Raw genomic sequence first — 25,789 nt, 5'->3', positions numbered from 1 at the left:
TGCGCTGAACGTCGGATTACGCTACGCTAATCCGACCTACCCGACCTACCCGTAATTTTCGCGTAGGTCGGATTAGGCCAAAGGCCGTAATCCGACAACACCCGAACCCATGCGATACCGACGCTCATTCCAGCCAGGCGGCAGCTTTTTCTTTACGGTGGTGACGGCCCATCGCCGGCCGATTTTTGCTTCTGCAGTTGCGATTGCTCTGCTGCGCGAGGCTTTCAGGGTGGTCCGCAAAGCCCGCCCCTTCGATATCGACGCCATCGTCATCCTGCCCGACCATCTGCACTGCATCTGGACCCTGCCTGATGGCGATGCCGATTTCATGACGCGCTGGCGCTTGATCAAGACGTGGTTCAGCAAACACTCGGCATTCAAGAATATATGGCAGCAGCGCTACTGGGAGCATGTGTTGCGCGATGAACGGGACTTTGCTCATCACGTCGACTACATCCATTTCAATCCGGTCAAACACGGGCTGGTCGACAGCGTCGTCGAGTGGCCGTATTCGAGTTTTCACCGGTATGTGGCGCGAGGGATTTATGCGGCGGATTGGGGTGGGGCGTTTTTGGAGAGGGTGGGAGTAGGCAGGGAGTGAGGCCAACACAGTTGTCGGATTACGCGCGGAGCGCTAATCCGACCTACACTTTCAAAAACTCTTCCTTGTTGCCCAGCCAGCGCGCCAGGTGCGCTTCTACCGTTGCCGCGCTGGCCGGCGAGGTGGCGTGCAGCAGATCGTGCGCGACGTCGCGCGCCCGGTCGACCAGCCATTGATCGGTTTCCAGGTCGGCGAAGCGCAGCATGGCCTGGCCCGACTGGCGCGCGCCGAGAAATTCGCCGGGGCCGCGAATTTCCAGGTCGCGGCGGGCGATTTCAAAACCGTCGGTGGTTTCGCGCATGGTCATCAAGCGCTGGCGCGCCACGCCGCCCAGCGGGCCCTGGTACAGCAGCAGGCAGACGCTGGCGGCCGAGCCGCGGCCGACGCGCCCGCGCAGCTGGTGCAGCTGCGACAAACCGAAACGCTCGGCGTGCTCGATCACCATCAATGACGCATTGGGCACATCGACGCCGACCTCGATCACGGTGGTGGCTACCAGCACGTGCAGCTGGCCGGCGATAAAGGCGTCCATTACTTCCTGTTTTTCGGCCGGCTTCAATCGCCCGTGCACCAGGCCCACCTGCAGCGCGGGCAGGGCCTCGGCCAGCATCATGTAGGTGTCGGTGGCCGTTTGCAGCTGCAGCGCTTCCGATTCTTCGATCAGCGGGCAGACCCAGTACACCTGGCGGCCCTCGAGCGCGGCGGCATACACGCGGGCGATCACCTCGTCGCGCCGGTTCTGGTCGATGGCGCGCGTGACGATCGGGCTGCGTCCGGGCGGCAGTTCGTCGATCACCGACACTTCCAGGTCGGCGTAGTAGGTCATCGCCAGGGTGCGCGGGATCGGCGTGGCCGACATCATCAACTGGTGCGGCACGGCCGCGCTGTCGCCCTTGTTGCGCAGGGTCAGGCGCTGGCCGACGCCAAAGCGGTGCTGCTCGTCGACGATCACCAGGCCCAGTTTCGAGAACTGCACGTTGTCCTGGATCAGCGCGTGCGTGCCGATCACCAGCTGCGCTTCGCCCGATTCGATCAGGGCCAACGCCGCGGTTTTTTCCTTCTTTTTCAGGCTGCCCGTCAGCCAGGCGACTTTGACGCCCAGCGGCTCCATCCAGCCGGCGATCTTGCGAAAGTGCTGCTCGGCCAGGATCTCGGTCGGCGCCATCAATGCTGCCTGGTAGCCGCTGTCGATCGCCTGCGTGGCGGATAACGCCGCCACCACTGTCTTGCCGCTGCCGACGTCCCCCTGCAGCAAACGCTGCATCGGATACGGCTGGCGCAGGTCAGCGCGGATTTCATCGAGCACGCGCGCCTGCGCGCCGGTCAGCCTGAACGGCAGGGCAGCCTGGAAGGCAGTCGACAGGCTGCCGACGAACGGCAGGGCGGCCGCGCCCTTCGAGCGGCGGTCGCGCTGGGCGCGTTTCAGCGACAGCTGCTGGGCCAGCAGTTCATCGAACTTCATGCGTATCCAGGCCGGGTGCGAGCGGTCCATCAGCGCGCTTTCATCGATCTGCTGCGGCGGGTAGTGCAGCAGGCGCACGGCGGCCTGGAATGGCGACAACTGCATCTGACGCAGCAGGGATTCGGGCAAGGTGTCGGCCCAGTCGATGCGTTTCATCGCCTCGGCAATCTCGCGCCGCAACACATGTTGCGACAGGCCTTCGCCGGACGGATAAACGGGCGTCAGGGCGGTCGGCAGCGGCGCGCCCTCGTTGACCACCTTGTAGACCGGGTGGACCATCTCGGCGCCGAAAAAGCCGTGCTTGAGTTCGGCGCGTGCGCGCACCCGCGTGCCCTCGGCCAGTTGCTTGACCTGGCTGCCGTAGAAATTCATGAAGCGCAGCAGCAGGTCGCCGGTCTCATCGGCGATGGTGACGAGCAACTGCTTGCGCGGCTTGAAATTGACTTCGCACTTGGTAACCACGCCTTCGACCTGCCACGATTCGCCGCCGCGCAAGCAGGCGTCGCGTATCGTGTACACCTTGGTCTCGTCCTCGTAGCGCATCGGCAGGTGCAGCACCAGGTCCATATCGGTGCGCAAGCCCAGCCGGGCCAGCTTGGTGTCCGTGCTGACCACTTTTTTGACGGCTTTTGGCTTCGGTGCTGGCTTCGGTGCTGGCGGTAGATCTTGCTTTTGATCAGGCATATAAGAGATTTTGCTGCCGCTAGCGTAAAATAGAGGGTTGTCCGGCACACCCTGTGCGTACCGCAGAGATAATCTTGCGGCGGATTATTGTAATGCCTGTATAGGCGCACAGTATAGTGCCACACGCCGCATTGCGCACTCCTAATCATTGTTGACGTACTTTTCAAGCAAAACGCATGTATTCGCTTTCCGATTTCGATTTCAATTTGCCGCAAGAAAATATTGCGCAAACTCCCCTGGCCGAGCGCAGCGCTTCGCGCCTGTTGCACCTGGACGGCGACGCCGTGGTCGACCGCAGCTTTGCCGATATCGTCAATCTGCTGCAAGCCGGTGACCTGCTGGTGATGAACGACACGCGCGTGTTGAAAGCGCGTTTCTTCGGCGTCAAGGAAAGCGGCGGCAAGATCGAGGCCCTGGTCGAGCGCGTGCTTGATGACCGCACGGTGCTGGCCCAGGTGCGCGCCTCGAAGTCGCCGCCACCGGGCTGCCTCATCCGCCTGGCCGACGCCTTTGACGTCACGGTCGGCCAGCGCGCCGGCGAATTTTTCACCTTGCACTTCGAGGCCGACGTGTTCGAGCTGATCGAAGCGCATGGCCGCCTGCCGCTGCCGCCGTATATCGAGCACGACGCCGACGAGTTCGACGAAACGCGCTACCAGACCGTGTTCAACAAGGTGCCGGGCGCCGTCGCCGCGCCGACCGCCGGCCTGCATTTCGATCAGGCCCTGCTCGACCAGCTCAAAGCCAAGGGCGTCAATTTCGCCTATGTGACCCTGCACGTGGGCGCCGGCACCTTCCAGCCGGTGCGCACCGAAGTGTTATCTGAACACAAAATGCATACCGAGTGGTACACCATGCCGCAGGAAACCGTGGACGCCGTGCGCGCCACGCAGCAGGCCGGGCGCGACGTGGTGGCCGTTGGCACCACCAGCCTGCGCGCGCTGGAATCGGCTTCGCAAAGCGGCCAGCTGGAAGCGGGCAGCGCCGATACGGCCCTGTTCATCACGCCCGGCTATGCGTTTAAAACCGTCACGCGCCTGATCACCAATTTCCATTTGCCGAAGTCGACCCTGCTGATGCTGGTGTCGGCCTTTGCCGGCTATGAGCCGATCCGCCGCGCCTACGCGCATGCGATCGCGCAACACTACCGTTTCTTCAGCTATGGCGATGCGATGTTGCTCACCACGCAATCGCGCGCTCCGTTGAACATCACTCCTTCCGTGAAAGACTGACATGCTGGAATTTACATTACTCAAGACCGATACAAGCGGGTTGACCCACGCCCGCCGCGGCACCTTGAAACTGAACCATGGCGTCGTGCAGACGCCGATCTTCATGCCAGTGGGCACTTACGGTTCCGTGAAAGCCATGTCGCCGCTGGAACTCAATGAAATCGACGCGCAGATTATCCTTGGCAACACGTTTCACCTGTGGCTGCGCCCGGGCAATACCGTCATGGAAAAATTCGGCGGCCTGCACGGCTTCATGGGCTGGAACAAGCCGATTCTGACCGACTCGGGCGGCTTCCAGGTGTTTTCGCTGGGCGCCATGCGCAAAATCACGGAAGAGGGCGTGCATTTCAATTCGCCGATCAACGGCGACAAACTGTTTTTGTCGCCGGAAGTGTCGATGCAGGTGCAGCGCGTCTTGAATTCGGACATCGTGATGCAGTTTGACGAATGCACGCCATATGAAATCGCCGGCCGTCCTGCCACGCTGGAAGAAGCGGCCAAGTCGATGCGCATGTCGCTGCGCTGGGCGCAGCGCTCGAAGGACGAATTCCACCGCGGCGAAAACCCGAATGCGCTGTTCGGCATCGTGCAAGGCGGCATGTTCGAGATGCTGCGCGACGAGTCGCTGGCCAAGCTCGAAGAGATCGATTTCCCCGGTATCGCCATTGGCGGCCTGTCGGTCGGCGAGCCGAAGGAAGACATGATGCGCATGCTGGCTCACGTCGGCCCGCGCCTGCCGGCCAACAAGCCGCATTACCTGATGGGCGTCGGTACGCCGGAAGACCTGGTGGCCGGCGTGTCGAACGGCATCGACATGTTCGACTGCGTGATGCCGACCCGCAATGCGCGCAATGGCTGGCTGTTTACGCGTTTTGGCGACATCAAGATCAAGAACGCCAAGTACAAGGAAGACCAGGCGCCGCTGGACGAAACCTGCGGCTGCTACGCCTGCCGCAATTTTTCGCGTGCGTATCTGCATCACTTGCACCGCTCGAAGGAAATCCTCGGCGCGCGCCTGAACACCATCCACAACCTGCACTACTACCTGGACCTGATGCGCCAGATGCGCGAGGCGCTCGACGAAGACCGTTTCCACGCATTTACCTTGCAATTCCATGCGGAACGGGCACGCGGAACTTAAGAAATCCTTAGAGCAAGGACAACATCGGCGTGGCCGTATGTTTTCTGTCTTGCCGCTTGGTTGGGGGGGCAAAGCATTGCATAATGCTTTTTTAGCCCCATTTGGAGCTGCCATGCCTGCATTTGGGCAAGGTGGACGACAGCCGATGCTAGAATACAGCGCTATTTTTCCAAACTGATTAGAACTGGAGTCACCGTGTTTTTCATTTCCAACGCTTACGCGCAAGCCCCTACCGATGCCCTTGGCCTCGGCGGCAACCTGACCAGCTTCTTGCCGCTGGTATTGATGTTCGTGGTCATGTATTTCCTGATGATCCGCCCACAGCAAAAACGCGCCAAAGAACAACGGGCGATGATGGACGCGCTGGCCAAGGGTGACGAAGTCGTTACCGCCGGCGGCATGCTGGGCCGTGTTGTCAAGGTCGTGGACGCCTACGTCACCATCGAAGTGGCCACCGCTACCGAGATCACGGTACAGAAGAGCTCCATCACCACCTTGCTGCCTAAAGGCACGCTGAAGGCGCTGTAATTACCGCGGTAGTTATGTGACATGGGCGGCTATCCGCCGCCCAATGTGCTGCTTTCGACGCCTCCGACGCTCAACACTGAACGCTGAATCAATATGAATCGCTATCCTGTCTGGAAATACATCCTCATCGCCGTCGCCTTATTGCTGGGCATACTGTATACGGTGCCCAATTATTTCGGTGAATCACCGGCGTTGCAAGTAACCAGCGGCAAGTCCACCGTCAAGGTGAGCAGCGAGCTGATGACGCAAGTCGAGCAGGTGTTAACGAAAGAGAACATCAAGTCGGAGGCCATTACCTATGACGGCGTCGGCAACCTCGCCTCCGTGCGCGTGCGTTTCGCCGATCCCGATACCCAGTTCAAGGCCAAGCTGGTGCTGGAAAAGGATCTCAATACCGATCCGGCCGACCCGACCTATGTGGTGACGGTCAACCTGCAAGCCAATACGCCGCACTGGCTGCAGAAGATCCATGCTCTGCCGATGTTCCTCGGCCTGGACTTGCGCGGTGGCGTGCACTTCCTGATGCAGGTCGATGCAAAAGCCGTGCTGACCAAGAAAGTGCAAGGCATCCAGTCTGCCGCGCGCAGCGTCTTGCGTGACAAGAATATTCGCCATGCCGGCATCGACCGCGTGGGCGACAGCATTGAAATCAACTTCCGCGACGCCGATACGCGGCTGAAGGCCAAAAATACACTGGCCGACCAGATGACGGAACTGGCGTTTGCCGACACCGGCAGCGGCAGCGACCTAAAACTGGTGGTGACCCTGAAACCGGCGGCACTGAAAGCCACCGTCGACGAAGGCGTGAAACAGAATATTTCGACCCTGTCCAAGCGCGTCAACGAGCTGGGCGTGGCCGAGCCGCTGATCCAGCAGCAAGGTCCTGACCGCATCGTGGTGCAATTGCCTGGCGTGCAGGACGTGGCCCGCGCAAAAGCCATCATTGGCCGCACCGCCACCCTGGAAGTGCGCCTGGTCGACGAGACCATCGTGCCGGGCACCGAAATGTCGAGCGCGATTCCATTCAATTCCGAGCTGTTTACCGTCGGCAAAGGCGTGCCTGTCGTGCTGTCGAAAGACGTGATCCTGACCGGCGACTATATCTCCAGCGCCACCGCCAGCTTCGACCAGAACCAGCAGGCAGCCGTGTCGATCGACCTGAACGGCGACGGTGGCCGCAAGATGCGCGAAGCGACCCGTGAAAGAGTCGGCAAGCGCATGGCCATCGTGCTGTTTGAAAAAGGCAAGCCTGAAGTATTGTCGGTCGCCACCATCCAGCAGGAACTCGGTTCGCGCTTCCAGATCACCGGCATGGGCGGCGCCGAAAACGCCAACGAACTGTCGCTGCTGCTGCGCTCGGGCGCCCTGTCGGCACCGATGACCGTCATCGAAGAACGCACGATCGGACCGCAACTGGGCGCTGAAAACATCGCCAAGGGTTTCCATTCGACCATGTACGGCTTCCTGGCGATCGCCATCTTCATGATCATCTACTACATGATGTTCGGCGCCTTCAGCGTGCTGGCGCTGGCGTGCAACCTGTTGCTGCTGATCGCCTTGCTGTCGATGATCCAGATTACCCTGACCTTGCCCGGTATTGCCGCGATTGCGCTGGCGCTGGGCATGGCGATTGACGCCAACGTCCTGATCAATGAACGTATCCGTGAAGAACTGCGCGCCGGCAGCACGCCGCAGGCGGCGATCTCGGCCGGTTTCGACCGCGCCTGGGCCACCATCCTGGACTCGAACGTCACCACCCTGATCGTCGGCGTAGCCCTGATGGCCTTCGGCAGCGGTCCGGTACGCGGCTTTGCCATCGTGCACTGCCTGGGCATCCTGACCTCGATGTTCTCGGCCGTGTTTGTTTCGCGCGGCGTGGTCAACCTCTGGTATGGCCGCAAGAAAAAGCTGACCTCGCTGTCGATCGGCACGGTCTGGGTCCCTGGCATCAGCAAGTAAGCGGCCCGGCCTGACCCCATTAGCGTCATAGCGAAAGCGTCCGGTGGCCCAGCCGCCGGACGCACAGAATAGAACTCAGAGGATTTCATGGAATTTTTCCGGATCAAAAAAGATATTCCCTTCATGCGCCATGCGTTGATTTTCAACGTGATTTCGGCCCTGACATTTGTGGCTGCGGTCTTCTTCCTGTTCCACAAGGGCTTGCACCTGTCGGTCGAATTCAAGGGCGGCACGGTGATGGAGGTCAAGTACCCGAAGGCGGCCAATCTCGAAGGCATCCGCGGCACGCTGATCAAGATGGGCTATGAAGAGCCGGGCGTGACCAGCTTCGACACGGCGCGCGACGTGATGATCCGCCTGCCGGTGGAAAAAGGCGTGTCCGCCGCCAATACCTCGCTGCGCGTGTTTGAAACGCTGTGCAAGGTCGAGCAGGGCAGCACCAAGGCGATCGACACCGTCACCGAAAAAGGCGAGCACGTGCTCAAGAGCGCCTGCGTGGACGCGGCCGGCAATGAAGCGCTGGTGATGCAGAAAGTTGAATTCGTCGGCCCGCAAGTGGGCGAGGAACTAGCGCAGAACGGCCTGAACGCGCTGGTCATGGTGATTATCGGCGTGATGATCTACCTGGCGATCCGCTTCGAATGGAAATACGCCGTCTCGGCGATTTTCGCCAACCTGCACGACGTGGTGATCATCCTGGGCTTCTTCGCCTACTTCCAGTGGGAATTCTCGCTGACGGTGCTGGCGGCGATCCTGGCCGTGCTTGGCTACTCGGTCAATGAATCGGTGGTGATCTTTGACCGTATTCGCGAAAACTTCCGCAAGCAGCGCAAGGCGTCCGTGCATGAAGTGATCGACAACGCGATCACCAGCACCATCTCGCGTACCATCATCACCCACGGCTGTACCCAGATGATGGTGCTGTCGATGCTGTTCTTCGGCGGCCAGACCCTGCATTACTTCGCCGTTGCGCTGACCATCGGTATCTGCTTCGGCATCTACTCGTCGGTGTTCGTGGCGGCGGCGATCGCCATGTGGTTGGGCGTCAAGCGCGAAGACCTGATCAAGCCGGTCAAGGAAAAAGACGAAACCGACGGCGCCGTGGTGTAAGCCAGCGTTGTATGTCGAATGACAAGAACGGTCACCGCAGGTGGCCGTTTTTTTATAAGTGAGCGCATCATGAGCCGCAGCGGCCGCCTGTTTTTATTGATGGACGCCATGCGCGCCAAGCGGGTGCCGGTGACGGCGGCGCAACTGGCGCAGCAGTTGGGGGTATCCGAACGCACCATCTACCGCGACATCCAGACCCTGGCCGAGCTGGGCGCGCCGCTGCAGGGCGAGGCAGGGGTCGGCTATCTGCTGCGCCGTGGCGCATTCCTGCCGCCGCTGATGTTTGACGCCGACGAGCTCGAAGCGCTGGTGCTGGGCGCGCGCTGGGTACGCCGCCAGGGTGACTCTGCGCTGGCGCAGGCGGCCAGCAAGGCGCTGGCAAAAATCGCCGCCGCCTCGCCGCGTGACTTGCGCGACAGCATGGCCGAGACCAGCCTGTGGGTGCCGCTGGGCCAGGCGGCCGATGGTGGCGCCGTGGCCGACCGTTTCGTGCAGCCGGTACGCGAGGCGATCCGCCATGAATGCAAGCTCACCCTCGGTTACCAGGACGAGCACGGCAGCGCCACCGCGCGCACCGTCTGGCCGTTCGCGCTGGCCTATTTCGAAGGCAAGCGATTGCTGGCCGCCTGGTGCGAATTGCGCAGCGACTACCGCCATTTCCGCATCGACCGCATCGCCAGCGTCGACGGTGGCGAGCGCTACCCGAAGCGGCGCCACGAGCTGCTTGGCGTCTGGCGCAAGATGTACGATATCGAGCCGGAAACGTAAGCTGTTCTCCTGACAAAAACTGTCAGTGCCGGCTCTTACCATGGTGGCTTCTTTACTGACCGGAGCCATCATCATGCGCCTGTATCACAACCCCATGTCGTCCAACGCCCGCCGTACCCTGATGACGGCGATCCACCTCGAGCTGCCGCTGGAACTGGCCGAAGTCGACCTGATGAACATGGATGACCGCCGCCGCCTGGCCGAGCTCAACCCCAACGTCAAGGTGCCGGTGCTGGCCGATGGCACGTTTCTGCTGTGGGAGTCGTGCGCCATCATGCAATACCTGGCAGGCAAGGCGCCGGGCCAGACCCTGTATCCGGAAGCACCCCAGGCGCGCGCGGACGTCGACCGCTGGATGTTCTGGTGCGCCCAGCATTTCGCGCCGGCGATTGGCGTCTTGACCTGGGAGCGGGCGTGGAAGGGCATGACGGGCTGCGGCGACGCCGATCCACTGGAAGTGGCGCGCGGCGAACGCGAACTGGCCGAATGCGCCTTCGTGCTCGACAACCACCTGGCTGGCCGTGCGTGGGTTTGCGGCGAGCAGCTGAGCCTGGCCGACTTCGCGCTGGCCGCGCCGCTGATGTACCGCGACAAGGTGGAGCTGCCGCTGGCGCAGTACGCGCATCTGCAAGCCTGGTTTGCCCGCGTGCAGCAACTGCCGGCCTGGCAGGAAACCAATCCACTTTGGTAAGGCATGCTGTTTTAAGTTAGCCAGCGCACGGAGTGCGCCAGGCGGCGGCCATATGATGGAACTGTCTCTTTCAGGACATCCCTAGCTTTGGACTTTACCCGCTTTCGAGCGGGTTTTTTTTGGCTGCTTGAAAAGTCGATCATCGGCTGCATCTGGGCAGCATGCGACTTCTACAAGGAACGCCATGTTCTTCCCACGCCATCCCAAGCCCCTGCTCAGTACCAAAGCTGTTGCCACGATGGTGGTGCAGCAGCGGCAACGCACGCCGGCGATGGACAAGCATGTGCTGATTGTCGAGAGCGCCAAGCCGCTAGCAGCACCATTGGTGCCGGTGAAAAAGGATTAATGCACCAGCACGCGCAGCAGCGACTGTACTTCCTCGTCCGCATCAGCCAGGATGCTCGACAAGGTTGCATCGTCGCCGATCAGGCAGTCGATGCTGCGCGCGGCGCGGGCAGAGCGCACGGCAATCGCCGCCGGGCTTTCGTTCAAAGGCGATGAGACGGGCGCCAGGTCGTTGGCCAGCAGCAAGGTATCGCCCAGCGATTCAGGGGGAATTGCGCGCATGCCTTCCCACAGCGAAGCGATGGCGTTCATCACCGCTTCGGGCACCTTCAGCTTGGACAGCACGCCGTGGCCGATCGCCTGCTCGCCGTATTCCATCCATTCATGCGGCTCGCCATCGAGCAGGCCAGGAAACTCGGCCGCGCGCGACAGCAGATAAAAGCCGCCCACTTCATGCATGATGCCGGAAAACAGCGCCGTATCGGCGTCGACCTTGGTGACGCGGCGCGCGATCACCTGCGACAGCGCCGCCACATGGGCCGTGTGTTCCCACAGCTGGGCCGCCTTGGCCTGCAGCACCGGATCGGTGATGGTGCTGCCCAGCTGGCGCACGATCAGCGCGGCCACCACCGATTGCAAGGTGCGCACGCCCAGGCGCTGCACCGCGTTGCGCACGCTGGTGATTTCGATGCCGGAACGGTTGAAGGCAGCCGAATTGGCGATCGCCACCGTGCGCGCGGCCAGCAGCGGATCGGCCTGCACCAGCTTGGCGGCCGCTTCGATATGGCAATCGGGATCGGCCAGCGCCTGCTGCAGCTTGAGCGAAGCGTCCACATTGGCAGGGAAAGTCAGCTCGCCACGGCCAGCTGATGCGGCGATACTTTTAAAGGCGTCGAGTCTGTTCATCGAAAAAATTATACTCGCAATATTTCTTTGCGGAACTTTTTTGACTTGAGTTTTTCGCAAATAAAGCAAGTTGGCGCAAGCAACTGCCTGGTAAACGAAAAAGGCATGCTGACAGATACTGGCGCATGCCTGGTTTTACTACAGTCTTTTCAACGCTTAAGAAAACCGTAGCGAGCGGCAGTGATTTGTGGCTAAGAAGCGCAACCGTACTTTAGTACGGTGAGCATCGCAGGCCGCAAAGCGCGACGCGCAGTAGGTTTTATTACGCGTTATCAGAGTACTTCGCTGAAAATGGCGTCGCAGCCTTCCACCAGCTCATCGCTGTCTTCCAGCTCATCGGTCAAACCCAGGTCGAACAATTCCTCGACCGCGTTCATGAAGCTGTTGTGCTTGGTCGCGCCGATCAGGCGGTAGATTTCGCCGTCCTCGTTGCGTACGCCGATAATCAGCTTTTCCTGGCGCACCAGTTCCGGCGTGCTGGCGTTGAGCAGCAGGTTGCCGATAATGTGTTTATCGAAATGGGCAGGTTTTTTGCCGTCGAGCAGGGAGGTTTTCAACTTGGTTTCCTTTGATATTTTTTGGATGCTTGCTTGATGAGTTTTCAGCTGTGGCCGTTTGCAATGGCCTGTTTCAGTCCCGCCAGGGTGTTTTCCAGGCGGACGAAATCGTCTTCGGTATAGCCTTCAAACAAGTGCTGCCCTTGCCTGGTAAGCTTGGGAAACACTTCATGAAACACTTGCTCGCCTTCGCAGCTCAGGCGCACGGAATAGGACCGCTTGTCGTGCGGACAGCGCTCGCGCCTGACCAGTCCTTTTTGCTCCAGCCGTTCGATCACGCCCGTCAGCGTGCCCTTGGTGATCAGGGTTTTCTGCCCCAGTTCCTTGTACGGCATGCCGCAGGTATTGCCCAGCGTGGCGATGATGTCGAACTGCGCATGCGTCAAGCCGTACTGGCGCACGAAGTCGCTCGAAAACCGTTCGAAGCCTTGCATGCACTCAGCCAGCAGCCGGATACTTTTTAAATATCGTTCACCCATAGGCCGTGATTATATCCTTGTGGCCCGCTTTTTTCCGGCGCGCCAAACGCGTGGCCGAACTCCGGTATCATGTGCGCACTCCAGCCCTCGACCTGACTCCGCCTGCCGATGTCCTTTGCCAATCTTTCCCGTATCGGCCTCGATAAACCGCTGCGCTTGCTGCTGATCCATGCCGGCGACGCCGAGTCGATCACCTGGGCCGGCCTGGTGCAGCCGCTGCGCCTGTGCGCGCGCGCGCTGGGGCCGCAAGCGCTGCAACTGGAGATCCGCAGCCCCGAACAGGTGGCGGCCCAGGGCGGCAACTGGCATGTGGCCCTGCTGGTGGCCGACGAGACCGAAGCGCCGCTGGCGCCTGAACTGTGCCGCGCCGTGATCGAGCGCTGCCGCTCGGCGCCGTTCTGGGGCGGCGTGGGCGCGGCCGTGCTGTGGCTGGCCGACGCGGGCGTGATGGATGGCGTGCGCATCGCGCTGCCGTGGGCCTTGTATGCCGATGCGGAAGCCAAGGCCGAGCGCGCCATCCTGACGCCGCATCTGTTCGATATCGACGGCCCGCACATCACCTGTTGTGGCGGCGCGGCCAGCATCGACTTTTCGCTGACCCTGATCGAGACCATCTTCGGTGCCGACGCGCAGGCGCTGGTCAAGGAAGCACTGTGCGTCGACAAGGTGCGCGGCAAGGAAGAGCGCCAGCGCGTCGCCTTGCAGGCGCGTTTCGGCGTGCTGCAGCCAAAATTGTCGGAAGCGGTAACCTTGATGGAGACCAATATCGAGGAACCGCTGTCCACCGACGACATCGCCAGCCTGGTGGGCCTGTCGCGGCGCCAGCTGGAACGGCTGTTCAAGCAATACCTGGGCAGCCTGCCGTCGCGCTACTACCTGGAGCTGCGGCTGCAGCGCTCGCGGCAACTGTTGCTCGATACACACTATTCCATCGTGCAAGTGGGGCTGATGTGCGGCTTTTCGTCGGGATCGCACTTTTCCACCGCCTTCGGTACGCTGTTCGGCAACACGCCGCGCGAAGAGCGACAACGCAAATTGATGCCACCAGGCTAACTACAGCAACGGTTTTCCTGTGATCGATTGTGAAAATCCTTGTCGCAGATTCAAAAGAGTTTTAGCATCCCGCTTTTTATAATGCAGTACACGCGCAGCTGTCGTAGCTGCGGGAGTACCTAACATATTGATGGGGAATGCTATGAATGCCAAGCTTGATTCGACCGTAACGGCTCGTCCAGTCACCCGCGAAACCTATGATCAGGTTCTCGTTCCCACCTACGCTCCCGCTGCCATGGTGCCCGTGCGCGGCGCCGGCCTCGATCTGTGGGACCAGTCCGGCAAGCATTACCTCGATTTCACCTCCGGCATCGCCGTCAACAGCCTCGGTCACTGCCATCCAGCGCTGGTCGAGGTGCTGACCAAGCAGATCAATACCCTGTGGCACCTGGGCAATGGCTACACCAACGAACCGGTGCTGCGCCTGGCGCAGGCGCTGACCGAAGCGACCTTTGCCGACCGCGCGTTCTTCTGCAACTCGGGCGCGGAAGCCAATGAAGCGGCACTGAAACTGGCGCGCAAATATGCGCACGGCAAATTCGGCGCGCACAAGTCGCGCATCATCTCGTGCTTCAGCTCCTTCCATGGCCGCACCTTGTTTACGGTGTCGGTCGGCGGCCAGTCGAAATACACGGAAGGGTTCGAGCCGCTGCCGCCATCGATCGACCATATCGCCTACAACGATATCGAAGCGGCGCGCGCCGCCATCGGCGACGATGTGTGCGCGGTGATCGTCGAGCCGGTGCAAGGCGAAGGCGGCGTGGTGCCGGGCAATCCTGAATTCCTCAAGGAACTGCGCGCGCTGTGCGACAAGACCGGCGCCCTCTTGATTTTCGACGAAGTGCAGTGCGGCATGGGCCGTACCGGCGCGCTGTTTGCCTACATGGGCTATGGCGTCACGCCGGACATCCTGACTGCCGCCAAGGCGCTGGGCAATGGCTATCCGATCGGCGCCATGCTGACCACCGAAGCGCTGGCGCAAACGCTGGGCGTCGGCACCCATGGCACCACCTACGGCGGCAACCCGCTGGCCACCACCGTGGCGTTGAAAGTGCTGGAAACGATCAATACGCCGGCCTTTTTGGCGCGCGTGAAAGAGGCCAGCGTCAACACCATCGCCATGCTGGAAAGCCTGATCAACGACTATCCACAAGTGTTTTCGGTGGTGCGCGGCAGCGGCTTGCTGCTGGGCCTGGTCGTCAGCGACGCCTGGAAAGGCCGCGCGAAAGATATCCAGAAGGCCGCCGAAGCGCAGGGCCTGATGGTCTTGATCGCCGGCATGGATGTGGTGCGCCTGGCGCCGGCGCTGATCGTGTCGGACGAGCAGATTGCCGAGGCCGGCCGCCTGCTGCGGGTTGGCATTGACGGCCTGCTCAAGGCATAAACAACTACCGCGTCACACTTCACCGGCCCGCCGCCTTTGCCGCGGGCCGGCCTGGTTTTACCCTGTGATTAAGGAGTCTCCATGTATGTTGTCCGTCCGGTAGAAATCGCGGATATCGCGGCCCTTGAAGCGCTGGCCGCGATCACCATGCCGGGTGTCCATACCCTGCCGAAGACGCGCGAGAAAATCGCCGCTTCCGTCGAGCGCTCCATCGCCTCGTTTGCCGCCCATGTCGATATCCCCAGCGAAGAATCGTATCTGTTCGTGCTTGAATCGCTGGCCGACAACAGCATCCTGGGCACGGCCGCCATCTTCGCCTCGGCCGGCTCGAACGGCACCTATTTTTCCTTTCGCAACGACGTCATCCAGCAGGTCTCGCGCGACCTGAACATCAGCCACAGCGTGCATGCACTGACCCTGTGTTCGGAGCTGACGGCGTACTCGCAGTTGTCCGGCTTTTACGTGCGCAACATGGAGCAGGCGGGCCTGGAAGCGGCGCTGCTGTCGCGCGCGCGGCTGCTGTTTGCCGTCCTGGCGCCGCACCGTTTCGGCGACCGTTTTTTCGTGCCGCTGGCCGGCATCACCGACGGCAATGGCCAGTCGCCGTTCTGGGATGCGCTGGGCCGCAAGTTCTTCCAGATGGATTTTCTCGATGCCGAAAAAGTCATCGGCGGCGCGCGCAACCGCACCCTGATCGTCGAACTGATGCCGCACTACCCGGTGTATGTGCCGCTGCTGCCCGGCGACGCGCAGGCGGCCATGGGCCAGATCCATCCGAGCGGCGAGCTGGCCTTCAACCTGCTGACGGAAGAGGGCTTTGAAGCCGACGACTACATCGATATTTTTGACGGCGGCCCGATCCTGCAGGCGCACAAGAATTCGCTGCGCTCGTTTACCGGGTCGCTCACACGCCGCGTAACGGCAGGCATGACGCCCAGCCGCACCGGCCTGAAAGTCAATTACGCGATCGCCTCCGGCGCCGAGCGCAATTTCCGCGCCGTCACGTTCGCCTGCGATGCGCTTGAGGCGCAGGACACGGTGGGCCTGCCGGCCGACCTGCTCGACGCGCTGGCGGTGTCCGCCGGCGACAGCGTCATCTGCGTACGCATCTAAGGAGACCATCGCATGCTAGTAGTTCGCGCCATCAACGCCTCTGATCTCGACGCCCTGTATGGCCTGGCCAGCCAGGTCGGCACCGGCATGACCACCCTCAAGCCCGACATGACCATGCTGGGCGACCGGCTGGCGATTGCCTGCGCCTCGTTCGCCGAAACCATCCCGCCTGAAAAGCGCGACTACATGTTCGTCATGGAGGACACCGATTCGGGCCGCCTGGCCGGCGTGTGCGCCATCAAGGGCGCGGTCGGCCTGGAAGAGCCGTTTTACAATTACCGCATCGGCACGCTGGTCCATTCCAGCCGCGAGCTCGACGTGTTTACGCGCATGGAAACGCTGTACCTGTCGAACGACCTGACGGGCAGCACCGAACTGTGTTCGCTGTTCCTGCACCCCGATTACCGCAGCGGCAACAACGGCAAGCTGCTGTCGAAAAGCCGCTTCCTGTTCATCGCCCAGTTCCCGCACCTGTTCACCGAAAAGCTGATCGCCGAGATGCGCGGCTACCAGGCCCAGGACGGCAGCTCGCCGTTCTACGAAGGCCTGGGCCGCCACTTCTTCAAGATGGATTTTCACCATGTCGACGACCTGACCAGCCTTGGTAAAAAGTCGTTTATCGCCGAACTGATGCCGCGCCAGCCGATGTACGTGGCCTACCTGCCCGACGAAGCGCAGGAAGTGATCGGCAAGGTCCATCTGAGCACGGCGCCGGCGCGCCGCCTGCTGGAACAGGAAGGCCTGCACTTTGAAGGTTATGTCGATATTTTCGACGCCGGTCCGGTGCTGCAGGCGCGCGTGTCCGAACTGCGCGCCATGCGCGACAGCCTGCCGGCCGTGCTCGATGCGCAAAGCAGCGCGGAGGCCTGCGCACTGCCGGCCGATGCCGAGCCTTACCTGGTGTCGAACACCGACCTGAAGGATTTCCGCATGATCGTCACCGACGCCATGCCGCAAGGCGGCAAGCTGGCATTGCACGACGATGAATTGCACCTGCTGCGCTGCCGGCACGGCGATACCGTGCGCACGCTGTCACTCAACCCGAGGAAGCATACCCATGTCTGAACTGTTCAATGCAGCATCCGCCCCATCGAACTTCATCAACGGCGCCTGGCTGCCAGGCAGCGGCGCCGAACTGGTGACCATCGACCCGTCCACTGGCCGCCAGACCTGGGCCAGCCTGGCCGCGACCGAACTTGACGTGGAACAGGCCTGCCTGGCCGCCCGCGCCGCCTTTGACGCCTGGGCCGATACGCCTGTCGACGAGCGCATCGCCGCCTGCGTGCGCTTTCGCGACCTGCTGAAAGCCAATGCCGAAGAGCTGGCCCTGCTGATCTCGGAAGAAGTCGGCAAACCCTTGTGGGAGTCGCGTACCGAAGTGGCCACCATGGCCAACAAGATCGATATCTCGGTGCAGTCGTACAACGCGCGCACAGGCGTCACGCAAAGCACCATCGCCGACGGCGACGCGGTGCTGCGTCACCGCCCGCACGGCGTGTTCGGCGTGTTCGGCCCGTACAATTTTCCTGGCCATCTGCCCAACGGCCATATCGTGCCGGCCCTGATCGCCGGCAACACCATCGTCTTCAAGCCCAGCGAATATGCGCCGCGCACGGCCATCAAAACCGTGCAGCTGTGGCAGCAGGCCGGCTTGCCCGATGGCGTGATCAACCTGGTCAATGGCGCGCGCGATACCGGCGTCGCGCTGGGCGCCAACGCCTTGCTCGACGGCGTGCTGTTTACGGGCTCGTGCCAGACCGGCGTCAGCCTGCATCGCCAGTTCGGCGGCCAGCCGGGCAAGATGCTGGCGCTGGAAATGGGCGGCAACAACGCGCTGGTGGTGTGGGATATCCAGGACGTCGACGCGGCCGTGCACCACGCGATTTTTTCCGCGTTTGTCTCGGCCGGCCAGCGCTGCACCTGCGCGCGCCGCCTGGTGGTGCAGGATAACGCTGCCGGTGCCGCTTTCGTCAAACGCCTGGTGGAAGTGGCGGGCAAGCTGGGCATCGGCGCCTCGAACGCCCAGCCCGAGCCGTTCATGGGGCCTGTCGTCTCCGCTGCCGTGGCCAAGCGACTGGTGCAGGCGCAGATGGACATGGTCGCCAAGGGCGGCACCAGCCTGCTGCAGATGCGCCAGCTGAACCCGGAAGCGGGCTTTGTCACGGCCGGCATCGTCGACGTCACCGACGCGAAAGGCATCCCGGACGAAGAATGGTTTGGCCCACTGCTGCAGGTGATCCGCGTGAGCGACTTCGACGCGGCGCTGAAGGTGGCCAACGCCACCGAGTTTGGTCTCGCGGCGGCGCTGTTGTCGGACGATGCGGCACTGTGGAAAAAATTCCAGACGCGCGCACGCGCCGGCATCATCAACTGGAACCGCCCGACCACGGGCGCGGCCAGCACGGCGCCGTTCGGCGGCATCGGCAAGTCGGGCAACCATCGCCCGAGCGCCTATTACGCGGCCGATTACTGCGCCTACCCGGTCGCCTCGATCGAGAACGCGGCCTTGTCCCTGCCGGCCAAGCTGTCGCCCGGTTTGCATTTCTAAGGAGTTTTCATGCACGGCACGCGCGAATACAATTTTGACGGCCTGGTGGGCCCATCGCACAACTACGCCGGCCTGTCGTTCGGCAACGTGGCCTCGTTCAGCAATGTGAAAAGCGCTTCGAATCCGAAGCAGGCCGCCTTGCAGGGCCTGGCCAAGATGCGGGCGCTGGCCGCGCGCGGTTTTGCGCAAGCCCTGCTGCCGCCGCAGGACCGGCCCAATTTCCGCCTGCTGCGCTCCATCGGCTTCACCGGCAGCGACGCCGAGGTGCTGGCGCGCGCGTACAAAGAGTCGCCGGTGATCCTGGCCTGCGCCTATTCCGCTTCGCCCATGTGGACCGCCAATGCCGCCACCGTCAGCCCGTCGGCCGACACCGCGGACGGGCGCGTGCATTTCACCGCCGCCAACCTGAACAACAAGCTGCACCGGGCCTTCGAGCATGGTCAGTCGGCACGCAGCCTGCGCGCGATTTTCAGCGACGACAAGCACTTTGCGGTGCATGATGCACTGCCGTCGACGCCGGCATTTGGCGACGAAGGCGCGGCCAACCATACGCGTTTGGGCGCCTCGCACGGCGCGCCGTCGGTCGAATTGTTCGTGTATGGCCGGGTCGAGTTCGATCCTCCGGCCCCATCGCCGAAACGCTATCCGGCGCGCCAGACCCTGGAAGCGTCGCAAGCGGTGGCGCGCCTGCACGGCCTGGACGCGAAACGCACGGTCTACGTGCAGCAAAATCCGGATGTGATCGACCAGGGTGTGTTCCACAATGACGTGATCGCGGTCGGCAACGGCAATGTGCTGTTCTACCACGAGCAGGCGTTTGCCGACGAAGAGGCCAGCCTGTCGCAGCTGCGCCGCACTTTGCTCGATGCCGGTGCGCAGCTCACCGCGCTGCGGGTCGATACGGGGCAGGTGCCGATCCAGGACGCCGTGACCAGCTATCTGTTCAACAGCCAGCTGTTGACGAAAGAAGACGGCAAGATGGCGCTGGTGATCCCGCAGGAGTGCCAGGAAAACAAGGCGGTGTCGCGCTATCTTGAAGGCCTGGTGGCCGGCGGCGGCCCGATCGACGAGCTGATTCATTTCGATCTGCGCCAGAGCATGCGCAACGGCGGCGGGCCCGCCTGCCTGCGTTTGCGCGTCGCCTTGAGCGAACGGGAGGCGCGCGCCATGCATCAGGGTGTGATCATGACCGAAGCGCTGTACCATAGGCTGGTGGCCTGGGTGGAAAAGCACTACCGCGACCATCTTGAACCGTCCGACCTGGCGGACCCGCAGCTGGCCCTGGAAGTGCATGCCGCGCTTGAAGAATTGACGATCATCCTCAACTTGCCTGGGTTGTACGAATAGCCAGGCGCAGTACCCGATAACAGAATTGGACGGGCCAACCCCGCCCTTGACCAGCACGGCCGGCCAGCCACAAGCGAGCATTGGCCGCGCTGCACACACACTACCGACATGGAGATGCAAGATGAACCAAACGCCACAAGATCTGCGCACGCAAACGCTGCAACTGGTGCAGGCCAGCGCGGCCAGCGGGCCCGTTACCGAACTGGTACAAGCCTGGCTGGACTCGCTCGACGCCGAAGACCTGGCCGATATCGCGCCCGATAGCCTGGCGCCGGTGCTGGTCGACGGCTTCACGCAAGCTGCCACGCGCAACGGCGACGGCTGCCAGATCGCCACCCTGCGCTACGCCGATGGCCGTGGCGGCATGGCGAGCGCCTTGCTGATCCTGAACCAGGACATGCCCTATTTGGTCGACTCCATCGTGATGGCCATGCGCCGCCAGCACCTGGCCGTGCGCGGCGTGATGAATACCGTCTTGCCGGTGCGCCGCGCCCTCGATGGCAGCGTGGAAGCGGTGCGCCAGCCAGGCGACCCGCTCGAGTCCTATGTGCTGGTGCTGCTGGACGAAGAGCTGACGCCGGATGCGCAAGGCGCGCTGGTGGCCGCGATCGAACTGGTGGCGCGCGACGCCGCCGTGGTGCGCCGCGACAGCGCCGCCATGGACGAGCGCTTGTCGGCGGTGGCAGCATCGACCCAGGGCGAGGAAGGGCCGGAAGTGGCCGCCTTCCTGGAGTGGGCGCGCAGCGGCGGCTTTGAAGTGTTCGGTTATGGCTATTACCGCGTCAAGCCCGGCGTGCGCGAACTGGAACGCGACCTGGCCAGCCGCATCGGCGTGCTGCAGGACACGACACATCCCATCTACGACACCAGCCTGGCCAATATTCCCGGCGACTTCGACACCCTGGCCAAGCGCGAATCGAACCTGTCGATCGTCAAGGCCGACGTGGCCGGTACCTTGCACCGCGACCAGCAGCTCGATTTCATCGGCGTGCGCGACACCGACGCGCAAGGCGCGATCCTCGGCGAGCACTGTTTCGTCGGCCTGTTTACGCGCGCCGGCAACTCCACCCCGCTGGCAGCGCTGCCGTTTGCGCGCGGCCGCGTGGCCAAGGTACTGAGCCTGGCCGGCGTGCGCCAGCAAGGCTTCCGCGCCGAGAAATTCCGCGAAATCCTCGAATCCCTGCCGCGCACCGAAGCGCTGGAAGCGGACCTCGACTGGCTGGTGCAGGTGTGCGGCGCCGTCGTCTCGCTGTACAAGCAGCCGCGCACCAAGGTCTTCGCACGCCGCGACGTGTATGCGCGCCACCTGAACGTGCTGGTGTATCTGCCGCGCGAGCGCTACAGCGCCAGCGTCGCCAGCGCCCTGGCAAAAGCCCTGAAAACCAGTTCCGGCGCCACCCATGTCAGCATGCAGACCCTGGTGGCCGACGGCCCGCTGGCGCGCGTCTACCTGATTGCCCATGCGGCGCGTTATCCACTCGACCTGGAAACCGATATCGAGCAGCCGCTGCTGGGCGTGCTCGATGGCTGGCATAACAGCTTTGCCGCCGTTGCCGACGCCGTGCCCGACGTCGCCTTGCGGGCCAGCCTGCGCAAGTTGTGCGCCACCTTGCCGCTCGATTACGTGGCCGCCACCGCGCCGGCCGTCGCCTACCGCGATCTCGATACCATCTTGCGCAATGCCGATGCGGCCAACGTGGCGGTGCGCATCGAGTTCGGTCCCGTTACCACCATCCGCCTGTATTCAGCCAACCGCGTGCCGTCGCTGTCGACCATTTTGCCGGCGCTGCATAACGCCGGCGTGGCGATCGACCGCGAGCAGGCCTATTCGATCTTCTCGCCCGAGGGCACGCGCTACTTCGTCACCAGCCTGACGGTCGATGCGGCCAGTGCCGCCAAGCTGGCGCAGCCGCAGGTAGCGCATGTGGCGGAAGAACTGTTCGCCGCGCTGTTCAACGATACCGTCGAAGACGGCCGCTTGAATGGCCTGGTGATCGAAGGCGGCCTGTCGGCGCGCGAAGTGCAACTGGTGCGCGCCTACACCAGCTACTGGCGCCAGGCCGGCAGCAGTTTTTCGGTGCGCTATATCGCCGAAAGCCTGCGCCGCCAGCCAGCGCTGGTGAAAGCCCTGGTCGACGCTTTCCTGCAGCGCTTCGATCCATCGCTGTCCGATGCACAGCATGCCGCCGCGCTGGAAACGATGGCCGGCATCAAGGCCGGCCTGGCATCGGTCAACCATGCCGATACCGAGGAAATCCTGGCCGCGCTGGCCGACCTGATGGCCGCCACCCTGCGCACCAGCTATTTCCAGAACAACCAGGCCGGCGACAAGATCATCTTCAAGTTCGACACCAGCAGCCTGGCGCTGGTGCCGGAGCCGCGCCCGTACCGTGAAATCTTTGTGTTCTCGCGCCGCTTTGAAGGCGTGCACCTGCGCGGCGGCCCGGTCGCCCGTGGCGGCCTGCGCTGGTCCGACCGCATGGAAGACTACCGCACCGAAGTGTTGGGCCTGGTGAAAGCGCAGATGGTGAAAAACGCCGTCATCGTACCGGCCGGCGCCAAGGGCGGTTTTGTCTGCAAGCAGATGCCGAAGGATGCCGTGCGCGAAACCATCGCGGCCGAAGGCGAAGCCGTTTACCGCCTGTTCATTGCCAGCCTGCTGGAAGTGACCGACAACCGCTCGCTGGGCAATATCGTGCCGCCACAGGACACCGTCTGCTACGATGAAGCCGACCCTTACCTGGTGGTGGCCGCCGACAAGGGCACGGCGACGTTCTCCGACATCGCCAACGGCATCGCGGTGCAACGCGGCTTCTGGCTTGGCGACGCGTTTGCCTCGGGCGGCTCGAACGGCTATGACCATAAAAAACTGGGCATTACCGCCAAGGGTGCCTTCGAAGCCGTGAAACGTCATTTCTATGAAATGGACCACGACATGAATACCACCCCGATCACCATGGTCGGCGTGGGCGACATGTCGGGCGACGTATTCGGCAACGGCGTGCTGCTGTCGCGCCAGCTGAAACTGGTGGCCGCGTTCGACCATCGCCATATCTTCCTCGACCCGGCACCGGACGTCGCCGTCTCGTTTGAAGAACGCGCCCGCATGTTCGCCTTGCCGCGCTCGTCGTGGGAAGACTACAACAAGGAACTGATCTCCGAAGGCGGTGGCGTGTATCCACGCAGCGCGCGCTCTATCGAATTGTCGCCGCAGATCCGCGCCGCGCTCGATATTGCGGAGACCTCGTTGCCGCCGGAAGAGCTGATGCACCGCATCCTGAAAGCACCGGTGGACCTGTTCTACAACGGCGGCATCGGCACCTATATCAAGGCATCAAACGAAACCCATGCGCAGGTCAAGGACCGCGCCAATGACCATATCCGCGTCAACGGCAACGAGCTGCGCGTGAAAGTGGTGGCCGAGGGCGGCAATCTGGGTGCGACCCAGGCCGGCCGCATCGAATTCGCGCTGGCCGGTGGCCGCATCTTTACCGATGCGATCGACAATTCGGCCGGCGTCGATTGCTCGGACCATGAAGTGAACGTGAAGATCTGGCTCGACGTCGAAGTCAACGCCGGTAAACTCTCCGAAGAAGACCGCAACCGCGAGCTGTATGCGATGACGGACGATGTCGAACGCCTGGTTTTGCGCGACAACACGCAGCAGACGCATTTGCTGGTGCGCGAACTGCAGGCGCAAAGCGAAGGCGCGGTGCAGGACGGCTATGCAGCCCTGATCGCCAGCCTGGAAGAAGAGGGCGCCCTGTCGCGCGACCTGGAGCAGCTGCCGGCGGTGGCCGAACTGGCGCGCCGCAAGCAGGATGGCCGTGGCCTCACCACGCCGGAACTGGCGGTGGTGATCGCCAACGTGAAAAACCGCTACAAGCGCATCCTGGCGACCTTGCCATTGATTGAGGAAAGCTGGGCCGAGCCGGTCCTGAAACCGTATTTCCCGGCGCTGCTGGTGGAAACGCGTTCGGCGCTTGACCACCCGCTGGCCAACGCCATCCTGGCCACCGTGCTGGCCAATGAAGTGGTCAACCGTTGTGGCCCGCTGATGCTGCGCGAACTGGCGTCCGAGTACAACGTGGATGAGTCGACCGTAATCCTGGCCTGGGGCCAGGCCTGGGTAGCTTTGAACCTGGCGCCGGTGTTCGACGCGCTCGATGCGGACGCCTTGACGATTCCACGCGAGGTGTCGATCAAGGTCGATGCGCAAACGCGCGCGCTGCAAAAAACCATGATTGCCGGCGTGCTGTCGGTGCCCGGCGAGCAACTGCGCGGCGCCGGCCTGGCCGAGCTGACCGGCCTCTTTGGTGCGCAGTCGAAGCGCGACCTGCTGAAAGCCGTTGGCATCAAGTCGGAAGCGGCGCTGGTACCGGGCTTGACGCCGGCCTTTGTACAAGCCTGGGATGCGGTCGATGCGCTGGACGTGGTGGCAGGTTTCCTGTTCCCGGCCCTGTCGGTGCCGCGCCCTGCGGCGATGGACCTGGCGGCGTTCCTGCAAGTGGGCCTGGCCCTGCGCAGCCAGGCCGGCATCGATACGCTCGAGCGCGGCCTGAAACTGGCGGCGCAAGGCAAGTCGCAGGAACAGTTGCGCAGCTATGCGCAGCAAGCCCTGCGCCGCACGCAACAGCGTTTGCTGACACAGGTGCTGGCGCGCGCCGAGCAAGGTGACGGCAATGCGGTCGATGCGGTGACCAGCGCGCTGGGCCTGTCGGCGTATGTGGTGGCGACGGAACTGGAGCAGGCCATGCTCGATGTGTGGACCTTGTCCGAGACCGTCAACAAGGGTGTACCGGCGGAAGTGGCCGCGTAATGACTGCCGACGCAATCACGGCGACAGCGGCAAGCCCCTTGCCGCCGGCGGTGCAGGCGCTGGCGCAAGCGGACTTCGGCGCGGTGGCGCAACTGTTCGCCGATGCCGGTTTTGCCGTGGCGCTGCCAGCGCCCGGCATGCTGCAGGTGAAGTCTCGCCAGCCAGATGCGCAGCGCACCAGCGTGGTGCTGTCGGTTGGCGTGCATGGCGACGAAACGGGGCCGATCGAGGTCCTGGCGCACCTGCTCGACGCCTTGTCTCGTGACGCGCATGCGCTGGCGGTCGACCTGCTGGTGTGTGTCGGCAATGTCGATGCGATCCGCGCCGGCAAGCGCTTTATCGACGCCGACCTCAATCGCATGTTCCGTCCCGTGCGCGGTAGCCTGGCGCAAGCGGCGGAAAGCGCGCGCGCCGACCAGATGATTGCGGCGACCAGCGCGTTCTTCGGCGATGCGGGGCCAGGGCGCTGGCACCTGGACCTGCATACCGCCATCCGTCCATCCGTCTACCCGACCTTTGCCATCGTGCCGGACCTGGTGGAAGAGGGCGCCAAGGCAGTCTTGATCGACTGGCTGGGCCAGGCGGCAATTGGCGCCATCGTCATGAATCCGCAATCGGCCGGCACCTACAGCTATTACTCGGCCGAGCATTGTGGCGCGGCCGCCAGCACGGTGGAACTGGGCCGCGTGGGCATGCTGGGGCAGAATGACTTGAGTCCGTTCGACGACGTGTCGCAGGCGCTGGACGGCTTGCTGCGCGGCTTGCCGGCCCGGCCTGTCAAGGCGGCGCCGCATGTGTTCAAGGTGGCGCAGGAAATCATCAAGCACAGCGAAGAATTTCGCATGGCGTTTGACCGCAGCACCCGCAATTTCACGTCCCTGCCGCAGCATGCCGTGATCGCCAGCGATGGCGAAACGGTCTACACGGTGCGGCATGCGGAAGAGCTGGTGGTGTTCCCGAATCCCGATGTGCGCGTGGGCCTGCGCGCCGGGCTGATGGTGGTGCGCGTGGCCTGATTTTTAGTGACGCACAAGGCTATGGCGCCAGCGCGGGGTTTCCTGCCTGGCGCCATTTTTCATTGTTTGATTCCGCACGGCAATAATTATCCATCGAGCAATTATT

Annotated in this window: 21 protein-coding genes; 17 read left to right on the top strand and 4 right to left on the bottom strand. The window is 62.8% G+C overall.

Annotated elements, in window-relative coordinates; all coding sequences use genetic code 11:
- The first annotated feature begins 109 nt into the window (after positions 1–109).
- Entirely contained in the window at positions 110–601 is a 492-nt protein-coding gene (locus AC0Z42_RS28215; RefSeq protein WP_485471382.1) for an REP-associated tyrosine transposase, read from the top strand.
- A 43-nt stretch (positions 602–644) separates the two neighbouring features.
- Here the strand turns inward: AC0Z42_RS28215 and recG are convergent, their stop codons facing one another.
- Complete coding sequence (gene recG, locus AC0Z42_RS28210; RefSeq protein ID WP_485471381.1) at positions 645–2,747, bottom strand: ATP-dependent DNA helicase RecG; 2,103 nt, start codon at positions 2,745–2,747, stop codon at positions 645–647.
- 176 nt (positions 2,748–2,923) lie between these two features.
- Here recG and queA point away from each other — a divergent pair, with 176 nt between their 5' ends.
- The 8 genes from queA (at position 2,924) to AC0Z42_RS28170 (ending at position 10,522) form a co-directional block, all read left to right on the top strand.
- Positions 2,924–3,979, top strand: a complete 1,056-nt coding sequence (gene queA, locus AC0Z42_RS28205; RefSeq protein ID WP_485471380.1) for a tRNA preQ1(34) S-adenosylmethionine ribosyltransferase-isomerase QueA — start codon at positions 2,924–2,926, stop codon at positions 3,977–3,979.
- Between the two features lies 1 nt (position 3,980).
- Positions 3,981–5,120, top strand: a complete 1,140-nt coding sequence (gene tgt / locus AC0Z42_RS28200; RefSeq protein WP_485471379.1) for a tRNA guanosine(34) transglycosylase Tgt — start codon at positions 3,981–3,983, stop codon at positions 5,118–5,120.
- 195 nt (positions 5,121–5,315) lie between these two features.
- The gene (yajC, locus tag AC0Z42_RS28195; protein ID WP_308924027.1) at positions 5,316–5,648 is read left to right on the top strand and encodes a preprotein translocase subunit YajC; all 333 of its coding nucleotides are present in this window, start codon (positions 5,316–5,318) and stop codon (positions 5,646–5,648) included.
- A 93-nt stretch (positions 5,649–5,741) separates the two neighbouring features.
- The gene (gene secD, locus AC0Z42_RS28190) at positions 5,742–7,607 is read left to right on the top strand and encodes a protein translocase subunit SecD (RefSeq protein WP_485471378.1); all 1,866 of its coding nucleotides are present in this window, start codon (positions 5,742–5,744) and stop codon (positions 7,605–7,607) included.
- A gap of 87 nt (positions 7,608–7,694) precedes the next feature.
- Positions 7,695–8,717 (top strand): protein translocase subunit SecF, encoded by a 1,023-nt coding sequence (gene secF, locus AC0Z42_RS28185; protein ID WP_485471377.1) that lies wholly within the window; start codon positions 7,695–7,697, stop codon positions 8,715–8,717.
- 69 nt (positions 8,718–8,786) lie between these two features.
- Positions 8,787–9,485 carry a helix-turn-helix transcriptional regulator gene (locus tag AC0Z42_RS28180; RefSeq protein WP_485471376.1) on the top strand — a complete coding sequence of 233 codons (699 nt, stop codon included), beginning with the start codon at positions 8,787–8,789 and terminating at the stop codon, positions 9,483–9,485.
- 40 nt (positions 9,486–9,525) lie between these two features.
- On the top strand, positions 9,526–10,176 hold the full coding sequence (locus AC0Z42_RS28175; RefSeq protein ID WP_485471375.1) for a glutathione S-transferase family protein: 651 nt from the start codon (positions 9,526–9,528) through the stop codon (positions 10,174–10,176).
- A 184-nt stretch (positions 10,177–10,360) separates the two neighbouring features.
- Positions 10,361–10,522 carry a hypothetical protein gene (locus AC0Z42_RS28170; RefSeq protein ID WP_485471374.1) on the top strand — a complete coding sequence of 54 codons (162 nt, stop codon included), beginning with the start codon at positions 10,361–10,363 and terminating at the stop codon, positions 10,520–10,522.
- Here AC0Z42_RS28170 and AC0Z42_RS28165 read toward each other — a convergent pair.
- The 3 genes from AC0Z42_RS28165 to AC0Z42_RS28155 all read right to left on the bottom strand — a co-directional run bounded on the left by AC0Z42_RS28165 (position 10,519) and on the right by AC0Z42_RS28155 (position 12,358).
- Positions 10,519–11,367 carry an HDOD domain-containing protein gene (locus AC0Z42_RS28165; protein WP_485471373.1) on the bottom strand — a complete coding sequence of 283 codons (849 nt, stop codon included), beginning with the start codon at positions 11,365–11,367 and terminating at the stop codon, positions 10,519–10,521. The two genes, AC0Z42_RS28170 and AC0Z42_RS28165, sit on opposite strands and share 4 nt — an antisense overlap.
- Positions 11,368–11,639: 272 nt before the next feature.
- Positions 11,640–11,924: a hypothetical protein gene (locus AC0Z42_RS28160; RefSeq protein ID WP_308924034.1), complete on the bottom strand. Its 285-nt coding sequence runs from the start codon at positions 11,922–11,924 to the stop codon at positions 11,640–11,642.
- 44 nt (positions 11,925–11,968) lie between these two features.
- Complete coding sequence (locus tag AC0Z42_RS28155; RefSeq protein WP_485471372.1) at positions 11,969–12,358, bottom strand: MarR family winged helix-turn-helix transcriptional regulator; 390 nt, start codon at positions 12,356–12,358, stop codon at positions 11,969–11,971.
- Positions 12,359–12,511: 153 nt separating this feature from the next.
- On the opposite strand from AC0Z42_RS28155, the gene AC0Z42_RS28150 reads away from it, so the two are divergent.
- The 8 genes from AC0Z42_RS28150 (at position 12,512) to AC0Z42_RS28115 (ending at position 25,683) form a co-directional block, all read left to right on the top strand.
- Complete coding sequence (locus tag AC0Z42_RS28150; RefSeq protein ID WP_485471371.1) at positions 12,512–13,456, top strand: GlxA family transcriptional regulator; 945 nt, start codon at positions 12,512–12,514, stop codon at positions 13,454–13,456.
- A gap of 142 nt (positions 13,457–13,598) precedes the next feature.
- On the top strand, positions 13,599–14,840 hold the full coding sequence (gene astC, locus AC0Z42_RS28145) for an acetylornithine/succinylornithine family transaminase (protein WP_485471370.1): 1,242 nt from the start codon (positions 13,599–13,601) through the stop codon (positions 14,838–14,840).
- Between the two features lie 81 nt (positions 14,841–14,921).
- On the top strand, positions 14,922–15,953 hold the full coding sequence (locus AC0Z42_RS28140) for an arginine N-succinyltransferase (protein ID WP_485471369.1): 1,032 nt from the start codon (positions 14,922–14,924) through the stop codon (positions 15,951–15,953).
- Positions 15,954–15,965: 12 nt separating this feature from the next.
- Entirely contained in the window at positions 15,966–17,018 is a 1,053-nt protein-coding gene (astA, locus tag AC0Z42_RS28135) for an arginine N-succinyltransferase (RefSeq protein ID WP_485471368.1), read from the top strand.
- Positions 17,011–18,501 (top strand): succinylglutamate-semialdehyde dehydrogenase, encoded by a 1,491-nt coding sequence (gene astD, locus AC0Z42_RS28130; RefSeq protein ID WP_485471367.1) that lies wholly within the window; start codon positions 17,011–17,013, stop codon positions 18,499–18,501. Before astA ends, astD begins: the two co-directional genes overlap by 8 nt.
- Positions 18,502–18,510: 9 nt before the next feature.
- Positions 18,511–19,848, top strand: a complete 1,338-nt coding sequence (astB, locus tag AC0Z42_RS28125) for an N-succinylarginine dihydrolase (RefSeq protein ID WP_485471366.1) — start codon at positions 18,511–18,513, stop codon at positions 19,846–19,848.
- 121 nt (positions 19,849–19,969) lie between these two features.
- Entirely contained in the window at positions 19,970–24,667 is a 4,698-nt protein-coding gene (locus AC0Z42_RS28120; protein ID WP_485471365.1) for an NAD-glutamate dehydrogenase domain-containing protein, read from the top strand.
- Entirely contained in the window at positions 24,667–25,683 is a 1,017-nt protein-coding gene (locus AC0Z42_RS28115; RefSeq protein WP_485471364.1) for a succinylglutamate desuccinylase, read from the top strand. Before AC0Z42_RS28120 ends, AC0Z42_RS28115 begins: the two co-directional genes overlap by 1 nt.
- The last annotated feature ends 106 nt before the right edge of the window (positions 25,684–25,789 follow it).

It is taken from the genome of Janthinobacterium sp. 1L-D-8-B-C4 (assembly GCF_057291295.1).
This window is presented reverse-complemented; position numbering and strand designations above follow the sequence as displayed.

Coding starts and splice junctions, on each gene's coding strand:
- AC0Z42_RS28120 (WP_485471365.1), top strand. CDS start 19,970: ATGAACCAAACGCCACAAGATCTGCGCACGCAAACGCTGCAACTGGTG.
- astC (WP_485471370.1), top strand. CDS start 13,599: ATGAATGCCAAGCTTGATTCGACCGTAACGGCTCGTCCAGTCACCCGC.
- queA (WP_485471380.1), top strand. CDS start 2,924: ATGTATTCGCTTTCCGATTTCGATTTCAATTTGCCGCAAGAAAATATT.
- secF (WP_485471377.1), top strand. CDS start 7,695: ATGGAATTTTTCCGGATCAAAAAAGATATTCCCTTCATGCGCCATGCG.
- AC0Z42_RS28150 (WP_485471371.1), top strand. CDS start 12,512: ATGTCCTTTGCCAATCTTTCCCGTATCGGCCTCGATAAACCGCTGCGC.
- astD (WP_485471367.1), top strand. CDS start 17,011: ATGTCTGAACTGTTCAATGCAGCATCCGCCCCATCGAACTTCATCAAC.
- AC0Z42_RS28155 (WP_485471372.1), bottom strand. CDS start 12,358: ATGCAAGGCTTCGAACGGTTTTCGAGCGACTTCGTGCGCCAGTACGGC.
- secD (WP_485471378.1), top strand. CDS start 5,742: ATGAATCGCTATCCTGTCTGGAAATACATCCTCATCGCCGTCGCCTTA.
- astB (WP_485471366.1), top strand. CDS start 18,511: ATGCACGGCACGCGCGAATACAATTTTGACGGCCTGGTGGGCCCATCG.
- AC0Z42_RS28175 (WP_485471375.1), top strand. CDS start 9,526: ATGGTGGCTTCTTTACTGACCGGAGCCATCATCATGCGCCTGTATCAC.
- AC0Z42_RS28115 (WP_485471364.1), top strand. CDS start 24,667: ATGACTGCCGACGCAATCACGGCGACAGCGGCAAGCCCCTTGCCGCCG.
- AC0Z42_RS28165 (WP_485471373.1), bottom strand. CDS start 11,367: ATGAACAGACTCGACGCCTTTAAAAGTATCGCCGCATCAGCTGGCCGT.
- AC0Z42_RS28180 (WP_485471376.1), top strand. CDS start 8,787: ATGAGCCGCAGCGGCCGCCTGTTTTTATTGATGGACGCCATGCGCGCC.
- tgt (WP_485471379.1), top strand. CDS start 3,981: ATGCTGGAATTTACATTACTCAAGACCGATACAAGCGGGTTGACCCAC.
- recG (WP_485471381.1), bottom strand. CDS start 2,747: ATGCCTGATCAAAAGCAAGATCTACCGCCAGCACCGAAGCCAGCACCG.
- AC0Z42_RS28215 (WP_485471382.1), top strand. CDS start 110: ATGCGATACCGACGCTCATTCCAGCCAGGCGGCAGCTTTTTCTTTACG.
- astA (WP_485471368.1), top strand. CDS start 15,966: ATGCTAGTAGTTCGCGCCATCAACGCCTCTGATCTCGACGCCCTGTAT.
- AC0Z42_RS28140 (WP_485471369.1), top strand. CDS start 14,922: ATGTATGTTGTCCGTCCGGTAGAAATCGCGGATATCGCGGCCCTTGAA.
- AC0Z42_RS28170 (WP_485471374.1), top strand. CDS start 10,361: ATGTTCTTCCCACGCCATCCCAAGCCCCTGCTCAGTACCAAAGCTGTT.